This window comes from Massilia suwonensis (assembly GCF_042655665.1).
GTDB classification, from domain to species: Bacteria; Pseudomonadota; Gammaproteobacteria; order Burkholderiales; family Burkholderiaceae_D; genus Telluria; species Telluria suwonensis.
This window is the reverse complement of sequence record NZ_JBHSMR010000013.1, coordinates 72159-84180: the sequence shown is the minus strand read 5'-3', so window position 1 is coordinate 84180 and position 12022 is coordinate 72159. Positions and strand designations below refer to the sequence as shown.

7 protein-coding genes are annotated in these 12022 nt (G+C 66.0%); 3 read left to right on the top strand and 4 right to left on the bottom strand.

Annotation, left to right across the window (positions count from 1 at the left end; all coding sequences use genetic code 11):
* Window positions 1–196 precede the first annotated feature (196 nt).
* Window positions 197–1702: a peptide MFS transporter gene (locus ACFPQ5_RS08290; RefSeq protein WP_379753427.1), complete on the top strand. Its 1506-nt coding sequence runs from the start codon at window positions 197–199 to the stop codon at window positions 1700–1702.
* Between the two features lie 45 nt (window positions 1703–1747).
* On the opposite strand, the gene ACFPQ5_RS08285 is transcribed toward ACFPQ5_RS08290, so the two are convergent.
* Window positions 1748–2671: a LysR substrate-binding domain-containing protein gene (locus tag ACFPQ5_RS08285; RefSeq protein ID WP_379753424.1), complete on the bottom strand. Its 924-nt coding sequence runs from the start codon at window positions 2669–2671 to the stop codon at window positions 1748–1750.
* Between the two features lie 105 nt (window positions 2672–2776).
* On the opposite strand from ACFPQ5_RS08285, the gene ACFPQ5_RS08280 reads away from it, so the two are divergent.
* Window positions 2777–3697, top strand: a complete 921-nt coding sequence (locus ACFPQ5_RS08280; protein WP_379753421.1) for an NAD-dependent epimerase/dehydratase family protein — start codon at window positions 2777–2779, stop codon at window positions 3695–3697.
* A 167-nt stretch (window positions 3698–3864) separates the two neighbouring features.
* Here ACFPQ5_RS08280 and ACFPQ5_RS08275 read toward each other — a convergent pair whose 3' ends face one another.
* Entirely contained in the window at window positions 3865–6135 is a 2271-nt protein-coding gene (locus tag ACFPQ5_RS08275; RefSeq protein ID WP_379753418.1) for an OPT family oligopeptide transporter, read from the bottom strand.
* Between the two features lie 144 nt (window positions 6136–6279).
* Between ACFPQ5_RS08275 and ACFPQ5_RS08270 the strand changes: the two genes are divergently transcribed.
* Window positions 6280–8661: a penicillin-binding protein 1A gene (locus ACFPQ5_RS08270; protein WP_379753415.1), complete on the top strand. Its 2382-nt coding sequence runs from the start codon at window positions 6280–6282 to the stop codon at window positions 8659–8661.
* A 132-nt stretch (window positions 8662–8793) separates the two neighbouring features.
* Here ACFPQ5_RS08270 and ACFPQ5_RS08265 read toward each other — a convergent pair whose 3' ends face one another.
* Together ACFPQ5_RS08265 and ACFPQ5_RS08260 are read right to left on the bottom strand one after the other, a co-directional pair.
* Window positions 8794–10635, bottom strand: coding sequence for an ABC transporter ATP-binding protein/permease (locus tag ACFPQ5_RS08265; protein WP_379753412.1), 1842 nt, complete (start codon window positions 10633–10635; stop codon window positions 8794–8796).
* A 125-nt stretch (window positions 10636–10760) separates the two neighbouring features.
* On the bottom strand, window positions 10761–11996 hold the full coding sequence (locus ACFPQ5_RS08260; protein WP_379753409.1) for an AMP-binding enzyme: 1236 nt from the start codon (window positions 11994–11996) through the stop codon (window positions 10761–10763).
* Window positions 11997–12022 lie beyond the last annotated feature (26 nt).

The following is a 12022-nucleotide window of genomic DNA, read 5'->3' as shown; positions in this document are numbered from 1 at the left end:
GCGTGCGCGTCAATTGTGCAATCAGGCAACGTCATCGTGCGTGGACGCACCATCCGCGCGCGTGTTTACCACAATGACAAAAATTTTTCTTGAGGTAAGCAAATTCCTCTAAAATGCGTCCCAGCTGGAAATGTCTGTATATCCTGCATTTCCATAAAACAGTCGTTCTCAAAACTCTATTTTCGGAGGGACCCGCATGAGCGGAGCAGCAGCTACACCCGGCAAAGAAGTCGCCATTCCAGAGTTCAAACAGATCATGGGTCACCCAGCACCGCTGTGGATGCTGTTCATGACCGAATTCTGGGAACGCTTCGCTTTCTACGGCATCCGTTGGGCCCTCGTGCTCTACATCGTCGCCCAGTTCTACGGCGGCAGCGGCGTGGGCCAGGCCGACGCCAACCTGACCTATGGTTCCTACCTCGCGCTGGTGTACGCCGGCGCCGTCTTCGGCGGCCTGATCGCCGACCGCGTGATCGGCTACCAGCGTTCGATCCTGATCGGCGCCGTCTTCATGGCGGCCGGCCTGTTCATGATCACGATCCCGAACCAGGACGTCTTCAAGCTGGGCCTGGCCACCATCATCGTCGGTAACGGCATGTTCAAGCCGAACATCTCGACCATGGTCGGCAAGCTCTACAGCATGGCCGACACCCGCCGCGATTCCGGCTTCACCATCTTCTACATGGGCATCAACGCGGGCGCCTTCATCGCCCCGATCCTGACCCAGATCCTCGCGCAGAAGCTGGGCGACGGCACCACGCCGGCCTACAAGGTCGTGTTCTTCGCGTCCGGTATCGGCATGCTGATCAGCCTCGTGTGGTTCTACATCGGCCGCAAGACCCTGGCCGGCATCGGCCGCCCGGAGCCGCAGGCCGAAGGCATGGGCCGTCCGCTGGCCGTCATCATCGGCAGCATCGTCGTGATCCCGGTCGTGTACTTCCTGCTGAAACTCGGCGCCGGCACCATCCAGGGCATCCTGACCGTGCTGTTCGTCCTGCTCGCCGTCATGCTGATGATCGAAGGCATCCGTAACGGCAAAGTGGCGCGCGACAAGACCATCGCCATGATGATCATCTTCGCCTTCAACATCCTGTTCTGGATGTTCTTCGAACAGGCCGGCAGCTCCTTCACCTTCCTGGCCGACCAGATCGTCGACCGCGACCTGAACGGCTTCATCTTCCCGGTCGCCTGGTTCCAGAGCGTGAACTCGGTCGCCATCATCGCGTTTGCCCCGATCATCGCCGCCATCTGGGTGATGCTGGGCCGCCGCAACGCCAACCCGTCGATCCCGCGCAAGTTCGGCCTGGGCCTGATCTTCAACGGCCTGGCCTTCGGCCTGCTGATGTACGCGCTGTCGACCCTGGTCGACGACGCCGGCAAGATCCCGTTCTGGACCCTGTTCTCGGTCTACTTCATCCAGTCGGTGGGCGAGCTGTGCCTGTCGCCGATCGGCCTGTCGATGGTCACCAAGCTGGCGCCGGTGCGCCTGGTCGGCCTGGGCATGGGCGGCTGGTTCCTGTCGACCGGTATCGGCAACAACCTGTCGGGCATCTTCGCCTCGCACGTATCGGGCGAATCGGGCATGTCGATCGCCTCGGCGCTGGACGGCTACACCTTCGGCTTCTGGTCGCTGGTGGGCGGCGGCATCCTGCTGTTCCTGATCGCACCGCTGATCCAGAAGCTGATGCACGGCGTGAAGTAATTCTTCTTTCGCTTCAAGCAAAACGGCAGCCTCGGCTGCCGTTTTTTATTGCGGCGCGCCGGCGCTCCTGGGCCTCCTGTCCAGCGCCAGCTCCATCTGCGCCATCTCCTCCTCGATCCAGGCCCGGAAGCGCTGCACCTTGCCCATGTTTTCCTTGTGCGGATTGGCGAGGAAGCGGTAGCCCTGCTCGAAGCGCGCGCTCTTGCAGGCGATCTGGCGCAGCGCACCGGAAGCGATGTCCTGGCAGGCGATCCCGTAAGGCACCAGGGCCACGCCCTGCCCCGCCACGGCGGCCTGCACCAGTACCCCCCAGTGGCTGTAGGCGCGCGAAAAATCGTAGTCCCCTTTCAAGGCCCGGTTCTCGTTGAGCAGCTGCAGCCAGCGCTCGGGCGACTTCTCGCACAGCAGCGGCCAGTTGTTCAGGTCCGCCAGGGTCAGCGCGGCCTGGTCCGGGGCCAGGAGCTCGGGGCTGTAGACGGGCACCAGGCGCTCGCGAAACAGGGTCGAGGGATCGCCGTCGCGCACCGAGCCGTAGCGCACGGCGACGTCGGTGGTGTCGGCTTCCAGGTCAACCGGGGCATCGTTCGAATCGATGCGGATGTCGAGTTCCGGATACAGCTTGGTAAAGCGGTGCATGCGCGGCACCAGCCACTTGATCGCGAACGAGTGCGTGGTCGAGATGCGCAGCACCGACTCCTCGTCGCCGCGCTGCAGGGCTCCGACTTTCGCGCGCAGGTCGGCCAGCATGCGCCCGACTGCGATCGACAATTCCTCGCCCTTGGCGGTCAGGGCGATGTGGCGCGGGTGGCGCACGAACAAGGGAAAGCCGACCGCTTCTTCCAGCTGTTTCACCTGCAGGCTGACCGCCGCCGGCGTCTTGTGCAGCTCGCGCGCGGCCAGCTTGAAGCTGCCCCAGCGCGCCGCACACTCGAAATCGATGAACCCGGAGAGACTGCGCAAGGGTTTCATGGCGCCTCCATGCATAAACTATTCTTATTCATAGCGCTCACTTTTTCTCGGTTGTGCGAATTTGTTGCTGAGCACAAAATATATCCGATTCGTCAAGGAGAAGCCATGCACAAGGATATATTGGTGATCGGCGGGACCCGCTATTTCGGCAAGCTGCTGGTGCAGCGCCTCGTGCGCGCCGGCCACCGGGTGACGATCGCCACCCGCGGCTACGCCCCCGACCCGTTCGGCAGCCGCATCGAGCGCATCCGCGTCGACCGCCGCAACGAAACGGCCATGCGCGCCGCTTTCGCCGGCAAGCGCTACGACCTCGTGTTCGACCAGATGTGCTACAGCCCGCTGGATGCCGCCATCGCCGTGCGTACCTTCGCCGGCAAGGTCGGGCGCTACGTGATGACTTCCACGATCGACGTCTACCGCGGCGTGCAGCCCTCCGGCGGCGCCCTGCTCGAATCCGACCTGCCGGTACTGGCCCAGCGCATCGACACGCAGTATCCCTGGCACGACCCGAAGCGCGCGGTCGAGAGCTATGTCGCGGGCAAGGTGCAGGCCGAGGCCTATCTCTACCGCGACGGCTCCCTGCCCCTGGTGACGGCGCGCCTGGCGCACGTGTTGGGCGGGCCGGAGGAATTCACGGGGCGGCTGTCCTGGTATGTGGACGCGCTGCGCTCGAGCATGGCCTTGCGTTATACGGACGCACAGGCGCAGCTCTCCTTCATCGGGACGCAGGAGGCGGCGGCCTTCCTGGACTGGGTGGGGTCGCAGAGCTTTACCGGACCGGTGAATGCGGCGTCGCAGGGGGCGCTGTCGGCACATGCCTTGTACGAGCGCGTGGCGGACGTGCTGGATGCGCCTTCGCGCACGCAGCAAGTCGCGGGCATGGCGCCGGGGGTGTTGTCGCCCTTCGATTCGCCGGAAGCGCTGGTGCTCGATACGGGCCGCGCGGCGCAGCTGGGGTTCAGGTTCAGTCACACGGACATGTGGCTGGATAATGTGATTCGGCAGCACGATCTGGCGTTTGTTTAGGGCGCGTCTGCTCGACCGATGCAAACGCGTGGAGTCGGGACTCCACCCTACGCGCATCACAGATCGTAGGGTGGAGTCCTGACTCCACGCGTTCACCGAATGCGGCCACGCGCCCTTCGACAAGGGCCACCACAAAAAAACGGGCGCTGTGAAAGCGCCCGTTTCTTTTACTGCTGCGGCTTCTCCCGCGCCACCCAGTACAGCAGCAGCACGATCGCCGCATACGGGATCAAGGACAGCAGATCCGCATCCGGCCCCGCAAAGAACGGATTCGACGCCTCCGCCCACTTCGCCATCGTGCTGTCGAAGTTGGTCATCACCCCCGCCGTAATCGCAATGATGATGCCCGCCAGCGCCCCACCGGCGATATAGCCCGAGGCCAGCAGCGTGCCCCAGCTGCGGTCGCCCGCGGCGACGCGCTCTTCGTCGTTGAGCTTGGCGTACTGCGGCAGCTTGTTGTTGCGGCGGTCGGCCGCCCAGCGCACCGCGCCGCCGACCGCGATCGGCAGCGTCGACACCAGCGGCAGGTAGACGCCCACCGAGAAGGCCAGCGCCTGGATGCCGGCCATTTCCAGCACCACCGAGATCATCACGCCGAACAGCACCAGCGTCCACGGCAGCTGCTGGTCGAGGATGCCCTTGATGATGTAGGAGATCAGCACGGCCTTCGGCGCGTCGTATTTCTTCACTTCGGTACCGTCCGGACGGGTGTGGTGGTGGCCGTTGATGCCCGGGTCGACCAGGTAGGCCAGCTTGCCGTCCTCGCCGACCAGGTATTTACCTTCAGGCCCGCCCACCGTGTCGGTCTTGCGCCAGACTTTATAGGTCTTGTTGTCGGATTCCGCCTGCGGGCCTTGCAGCTGCGCCGTTTCGGTCAGCTTCGAGGCGTCCACCGTGACGTTCGGCGCGACCTGGGCCGCCGGCACGTAGACGGTGCCTGCATCGTTCAGCTTCAGCAGGATCGGGCCCAGGATCAGGGCCGAGGCGAAGGCGCCGCACAGGATCGCGTACTGCTGCAGCTTCGGCGTCGAGCCGACCAGGAAGCCGGTCTTCAGGTCTTGCGAGGTGGTGCCGGCGTTACTCGCCGCGATGCAGACGATGGCGCCGACCGATAAGGCGGTGACGTAGTAACGGCCGCCCGTCCAGCCCATCAGCAGGAAGATCAGGCAGGTGAACAGCAAGGTGGCCACCGCCATGCCCGAGATCGGGTTCGAGGAGGAGCCGACTTCGCCCGTCAGGCGCGAGGACACGGTGGCGAACAGGAAGCCGAACACGAGGATCAGCAGCGCGCCCAGCAGGTTCATGTGCAGCGGCGTGGCGACGGTAATGATCGCGATGATGGCGAGGCAGCCGATCGCGACCCATTTGAAGGGAATGTCCTGGTCGGTGCGCTGCGTCGCTTGCGCGCTGGTCTTGGCGCCGCCCTTATTTGCGCCGACTCCGGCCAGGCCGCCCTTCAGGCCCTTCCAGATCGAAGGCAGCGAACGCACCAGCGAGATCAGGCCGCCCGCGGCGACCGCGCCGGCGCCGATGTAGAGCACATAGGCGTCGCGGATGTCGTCCGGCGACATGTCCTTGATCAGCATCGTTCCCGGCGAGACCGGCACGGTCAGCAGCTCGCCGAAGAACTTGATCATCGGGATCAGCATCAGATAGGACAGCACGCCGCCGGCCGCCATCGTGAAGGCGATGCGCGGGCCGATGATGTAGCCGACGCCCACCAGTTCCGGCGAGATCTCGGCGCCGGCCGAACCGGCTTTCAGGGGCGCGCCGAATTCGAAGTTGGCGACGTCCTTCCAGCCCTTGAAGGAGACATTGGCGACCTTGTACAGCAGGCCCAGGCCGAAGCCGCCGAAGATGACGGCGGCGCGCCGCTTCGCATCGCGCGCCGCGTCCGAACCGGCTTCACGCACTTCGCCCGCCGCTTCGCGCGAGGTGTCGGTGGCGGCGGCCTTCAGCACCTCGGCGCAGGCCGTGCCTTCCGGGTATTTCAGTTCGCGGTGGGCGTCGACGATCATCGTGCGGCGCATCGGAATCATCATCAGGATGCCGAGCAGGCCGCCCAGCACGCCGACCAGCATCACGCGCGAGATTTCGAGGTCGAAGCCGAGGATCATAATCGCCGGCATGGTCACGCCCAGGCCGAAGGCGAGCGATTCGCCGGCCGAACCGGCCGTCTGCGTGATGCTGTTTTCCAGGATGGTGGACTCGCGCCCGCCCATCTTCTTGAACATCCCGAACAGGGTGATGGCGATCACCGCGACCGGGATCGAGGCGCTGACGGTCAGGCCGACTTTCAGTACCAGGTAAAGCGAGGAAGCGCCGAACACCATGCCCAGCACGACGCCCATGACCAGGGCGCGGATGGTGAATTCGGGGAGATTGGCCGTCGCCGGTATGTACGGCTTGACGGGCGCGGGAGCAGGATCGTAGGGCATCGGTTTCCTTAATTCTGGAGTGCCAGGCTTTCTTAGGGGAGCCTGAAGGCGTGACTATGGCATATGCGGAAGCTGAAAGAAAGCGGATTATAATGCGCCGCCGGGCCTGCCTTTTGCGCATGCCCACAGCAGGAGAACACCGTTTTGAATAAGCCCGTCCGTCGTCAGCAAGGTTTCATTTTCTTCGCCCTCGCCGCCATCGTCCTCGTCGTCGCCTGCGTCGCCGTGTGGTTCCTGATGGCGATCGTCCCGAACGTTCCCTCGATCGACGCCGTCACCGACTACAAGCCGAAGATCCCGCTGCGCATCTACACGGCCGACAAGCAGCTGATCGGCGAATTCGGCGAGGAGCACCGCGACTTCGTGCCGATCGCCCAGATCCCGCCGATGATGAAGAAAGCCGTGCTGGCCATCGAGGACGCGCGATTCTACGAGCACAAGGGCATCGACTGGATGGGCGCGGCGCGCGCCGTCAAGTCCAACGTCACCGGCGGCTTCGGCTCGGGCGGCGCCTCGACCATCACGATGCAGGTGGCGCGCAATTTCTTCCTGTCGAAGGAAAAGGTCCTGTCGCGGAAGTTGAATGAAATCGTCCTGGCCTACAAGATCGAGGATGCGCTGACCAAGGACCAGATCCTCGAGCTGTACATGAACCAGATCTACCTGGGCCAGCGCTCCTACGGCTTCGCCAGCGCCGCGCGCAGCTATTTCGGCAAGAAGCTCGACCAGTTGACGATCGCCGAAACGGCGATGCTGGCCGGCCTGCCGCAAAATCCCGCGCGCCACAACCCGGCCGTGAACCCGAAGCGCGCCAAGGTCCGCCAGGAGCAGGTGCTGCGCCGCCTGCGCGATCTCGGCGACATCGACGAGGCCCAGTACGCGCAAGCCGTGGCCGAACCGCTGCGCGTGCATTCGAAACCGCAGGAATTCGGCACCCACGCCCAGTACGTGGCGGAACTCGCGCGCCAGGTGGTGTTTGCCCAGTACGCCGAAGCGAGCTACACGCGCGGCATCAAGGTGATCACCACCATCGATTCGAAAGCCCAGGAAGCGGCCTACGATTCGGTGCGGCGCAACGTACTGGCCTACGACAGCCGCCACGGCTACCGCGGCCCGGAAATGCGCATCGTTCTCCCCGAGGACAAGGAAGAGCGCGAGGAAGCGATCGTCGAGGCGCTGCAGAAGCGTCCGTCGAGCGACGGTCTGGAGCCGGCGGTGGTGATCGCGGCTTCGTCGAAATCGGTGAAGGTCGAGAACATCGACGGCGACGTCATCACGATCACGGGCGCGGGCCTGAAGTTCGCAGCAAGCGGCCTGTCGGAGAAGGCCAAGGAAGCGCAGCGCATCGCGCCAGGCGCGGTGGTCCGCATCAGCAAACTTGGTGGCAAAGATAAGGATGCCTGGGGCATCACCCAGGTCCCGCTGGTGGCAGCCGCTTTCGTAGCGCTCGACGCCGACACCGGCGCCTACCAGGCCCTGGTCGGCGGCTTCGATTACAACCTGCAGAAGTTCAACCACGTCACGCAGGCCTGGCGCCAGCCGGGTTCGGCGATCAAGCCCTTCGTGTATTCGGCGGCGCTGGACAAGGGCTACAACCCGGGCACCCTGATCCTCGACCAGGAGCTGGTCATGCCGGGCGAGAACGCGGGCGCCGACTGGTCGCCGCAGAACGACGACGGCGTCTTCGACGGCCCGATCACGATGCGCTATTCGCTCGCGCATTCGAAGAACGTGCCGACCGTGCGCCTGTTGCGCGCACTGGAGGTGCCCTACACCCACGATTTCCTCGGCAAGTTCGGCTTCGACCTGGCGCGCCATCCGAAGAACCTGACGCTGGCGCTGGGCACCGGCGCCGTGACGCCGCTGCAGATGGCGGGCGCCTATGCCGTCTTCGCCAACGGCGGCTACAGCGTGAAGCCCTACCTGATCACGCGCATCGAGGACGGCGACGGCACGGTGCTCGTCGAGAACAAACCGCCGGCGCCGCGCCAGGACAGCGCGCGCGTGCTGGACGCCCGCAATGCCTTCGTCACCGACAGCATGCTGCGCGACGTGACCCGCTACGGCACCGGCGCGGCCGCCACCAAGCGCCTCGGCCGCACCGATATCGCCGGCAAGACCGGCACCACCAGCGACGCCATCGACGGCTGGTTCGCAGGCTACGGCGCCAACGTGGTGGCGGTGGCCTGGATGGGTTACGACGAGCCGCGTTCGCTGGGCGGGCGAGAGTTCGGCGCGACGCTGGCGCTGCCGATCTGGATGGACTACATGCAGGTGGCGCTGGCGAAGAAGCCGCAGGTCGAACGCGAACAGCCGGAGGGCGTGCTGCGCGAGAACGACGACTGGATCTATGCGGAGTTTGCGGAGATGCCGCAGTACCGCACGATCGACATCGATCCGGCGACGCTGGCGCAGCCGGAGCAGCCTTATCTCACCGACGATGTAGAGGGGGAGGAACATCCGCGTGCGGATGGTGTGCCGACGGCGCCGCCACCCGCGTCACCGGTGTTCGTGCCGGCGCAGTAGGTCCGGTTCGACGCCGCGTCAAATCCGCCGGTCTACCGCGTGGGCTCGGAGAGCCCACCCTACGATGCTCCACCGTTGTAGGGTGGGCTCTCCGAGCCCACGCGGAACCGATGAACACCACGCGGCGCGTCTTCAATGCGCCATTGCCACGACGGTATTACCGCGCGCTGACGACACCTCACCCGCCGGCCCATCGAACCGATAATCCTTCGCCTCCAGCACCTCCCACGCCCCTTCCCCCTTCAGGTGCAGCACATGCGTATGATGCCGCAGCACCGCCGCCCGATGCGCGATGCTGATCAGCGTCGCCCCGCTGGCGCGCAGGCGCGCATACAGCGAGGCTTCGTTGCCGGCGTCGAGGGCGCTGGTCGCTTCATCCAGGATCACGATGCGCGGCGCGTGCACCAGCACACGCGCAAAGGCGAGGCGCTGCTGCTCGCCGACCGACAGCAGCTTTTCCCAATCCTGCACCGCATCCAGCCCGCCCACGCGCTCGGCCAGGTGCGGCAGGTGAACCTCGTCGAGGATCTCCAGCAAACGCTCATCATCGAGGCGAGACGACGCACTCGGGTAAATCAACTGGCTGCGCAGGCTTCCGGTCTGCAGGTAAGGCTGCTGCGGCAGGAAGAAGAAGTCCTCCGCCGGCGGATGCTGGATCGTGCCGCTGCCGCGGCTCCACAGGCCCGCGATCGCGCGCAGCAGCGAGCTCTTGCCGCAGCCGCTGTCGCCGGTGATGAAGAGCGCGTCGCCGGGTTTGAGGACCAGGTTCAGCCCCTTGATCAGCACGCGCTCGGACTGCGGCGGATGCAGGGTCAGCGCTTCCAGCGCCAGATGCGCGCCGGGACGGCGCGCGATGCACGGCTCCTGCTCGGCGGCGGCGTCGTGCCGAGCCTCCGGCAGCAGGAGACGCGACAGGGCCTGCAGGCGGTCGATGCCGGCCACGAAGCGGCTCAGGCTCTCGAAGTTGTCGACGATGACGCCCACCGCGCCGAGCACCGCCGTGAAGGCGCCGGCCGCCTGGATGGCGCGTCCCACCTCGAGTTCGCCCGAGAGCACGGCGTCGGCCAGGATCACCGCCGGGAGGACCAGGGTCAGCTGGCTGAAGGTGCGCTGGAACAGGTTCAGCGAGCGCTGCTTCCTGATCAGGCGCGCATAGTTCTGGATGACCTTGTCGAACTTGCCGTTGATGTGGGCGCGCTCCTGCGCCTCGCCGCGGTAGAAGGCGATCGATTCGGCGTTTTCGCGCACGCGCATCAGGCTGAAGCGGAAATCGGCCTCGCAGCGCAGCTGCCAGAAATTCATCCGGATCAGCGGATTGCCGAACACGTAGAGCGCGATCACGGTGCCGGCCAGCGCGTACACCGCGAGCACGGCAACGAGGGTATGCGAAATCGACCAGAGCACGGCGCTGAAGGCGACGAGCTGCATGAGCGATCCGAGGAAGATCAGCAGGAAGTGGATCGAACGGCCGGTGAAGGTGTTGACGTCCTCGCTGATGCGCTGGTCGGGGTTGTCGATCTCGCTGTTGCCGCCGAGGGCGTAGTACTTGCGCCCCTTCAGGTAGCCGTCGAGGAAGCGGCCGGTCAGCCAGCGGCGCCACTGGTTGGCGAACACGTCGCGCATGTAGTAATAGAAGGCGTAGGCCGGCACCGCGAAGGCCAGCACGAGCAGGCAGGCCCGCACCGAGCCCCAGAAGCGCCCGCCGTCTTTGGCCGCCAGCGCCGAGGTCATCTCGCCGGCCTGGTCGTTGAGCATGACGGCCGCCTTGGTCTCGACCAGCATCAGCACGATCAGGACCAGCAGCAGGCACCAGGCGCGGCCCCTTTCCTCTTCCAGCCAGTAAGGTTTGGCGACATGGACGAACTGCTTCCAGGCGGCCAGCGACAGGGGCGGCGCGCGGCGTCGTTCACGGGGAGGCGCCTGCTCCCCTTGCATTGCATTGTTGGTATCGGCGGGGCTGGGCGTGGTCTTCATCTGGTACGTTCCGGTAGTCAGCCGGCAGGCGTATTTACCCGGCCGGCACTGCCAGCATACGAGCTCGCATCGCTTCGTTCAGTGCGGAAACAGACATAGCGCGCAGCGTCTGTTTCCCGCCACGTCTAGGACCAGGCGTCGATGATCCAGTCCGCCGGCTTGCCGCCCGGCTGGCGCGGCAGCGCGGGGCCGAAGGAATAAGCGGCCGGGCGCTCGGGCGGCGTCAGGCGCTCGGCGATCCAGGCATTCAGTTCCGCGCGCAGCATCGAAGGAACGTACCCGTCCGCCGGCACCACGAAGGCTTTCAGGCGCGCGCCTTCGTCCGGGCGCATCGGGCGCACCACGGCTTCACGCACGTCCGGATGCATGGCCAGCACCTCGGCCACGTAGGCCGGATACACGTTGGCGCCGCCGACCTGCACGGCCTGGTCGATGCGGCCGTTCGGCAGGAAGTGCCGATCGTCCTGCCAATCGAGCCGGTCCTGCAGCACAAAACGCTCAACCCCGCGCTCGTCCCCGCGTTCGATCGTGTTCTCCACGTCGCCGCGCCGCCAGTACGGCAGCAGCCGATACGGCGCGCCGGCCGCCTCGCGCGTGCCGACGCCGGCCGTCTCCGAGCTGCCATACACCTGCAGCAGGCGCAGCCCGCCGCCGGCCAAAGCGGCCGCAGTCACGTCGGGACAAGGCGCGCCCGAGCTGACGCCGGCCACGTCCGCCGGGAAGCGCGGGGACAATGCAGCCACGGCATTCCAGAAATCGGGATGGCCCACCACCAGGTCGCCCGGCGCCAGCTGCGCGGCAAGCGCCGCAGGCGAAGCGCCGCGCAGGTCGATGACGGGCAATGGCTCTTGGCCCGCCTGCGGCAACAGCACCGTGAACAGGAAACCGTAGATGTGATGTGCCGGCACGGCGGCAAGCACGCGGCGCCGGCCCGGCAGCAGGCGCGCCAGTTCGTCGACCTCGCGCCACAGATTGGCCAGCGGATGCGCGCAGCGCTTCGGCGTACCCGAACTGCCCGAAGTGCGGAAGGTCAGCACGCTGTCGTCGCGCGCCAGGCTGGCGCGGGCTGCGGCGATCCAGTCGGCGAGCCGGGTGTGCGCCAGCAGGGCGTCCTGCATGCCGGCGCGGGCAAAGCCGAGCAGGTCGGCCAGCGCCGTGGCGGCGCCCATCAGGTCGAGCGAATCGGCGCCCAGATCGGCGGCGAGGTCGACCTCTTCAGGCCAGGCATGCGCCGGGGCCAGGCTGCGCCCCGGCCGCGCCGCCGCCAGTTCGGCCGCAAGCAGGTCGCGCACCAGGCGCGCCAGAATTTCGTCAATACGCCACCAGGCCGGATGCCGCAGCTCGTCCATTGTTTCTTTCACACGAATCGGGGCTGGCGATGGTGCAG

Excerpts from the sequence above, each read along its gene's own strand:
- ACFPQ5_RS08275 (WP_379753418.1), bottom strand. The coding sequence starts at position 6,135 with ATGCCCTACGATCCTGCTCCCGCGCCCGTCAAGCCGTACATACCGGCG.
- ACFPQ5_RS08265 (WP_379753412.1), bottom strand. The coding sequence starts at position 10,635 with ATGAAGACCACGCCCAGCCCCGCCGATACCAACAATGCAATGCAAGGG.
- ACFPQ5_RS08290 (WP_379753427.1), top strand. The coding sequence starts at position 197 with ATGAGCGGAGCAGCAGCTACACCCGGCAAAGAAGTCGCCATTCCAGAG.
- ACFPQ5_RS08280 (WP_379753421.1), top strand. The coding sequence starts at position 2,777 with ATGCACAAGGATATATTGGTGATCGGCGGGACCCGCTATTTCGGCAAG.
- ACFPQ5_RS08285 (WP_379753424.1), bottom strand. The coding sequence starts at position 2,671 with ATGAAACCCTTGCGCAGTCTCTCCGGGTTCATCGATTTCGAGTGTGCG.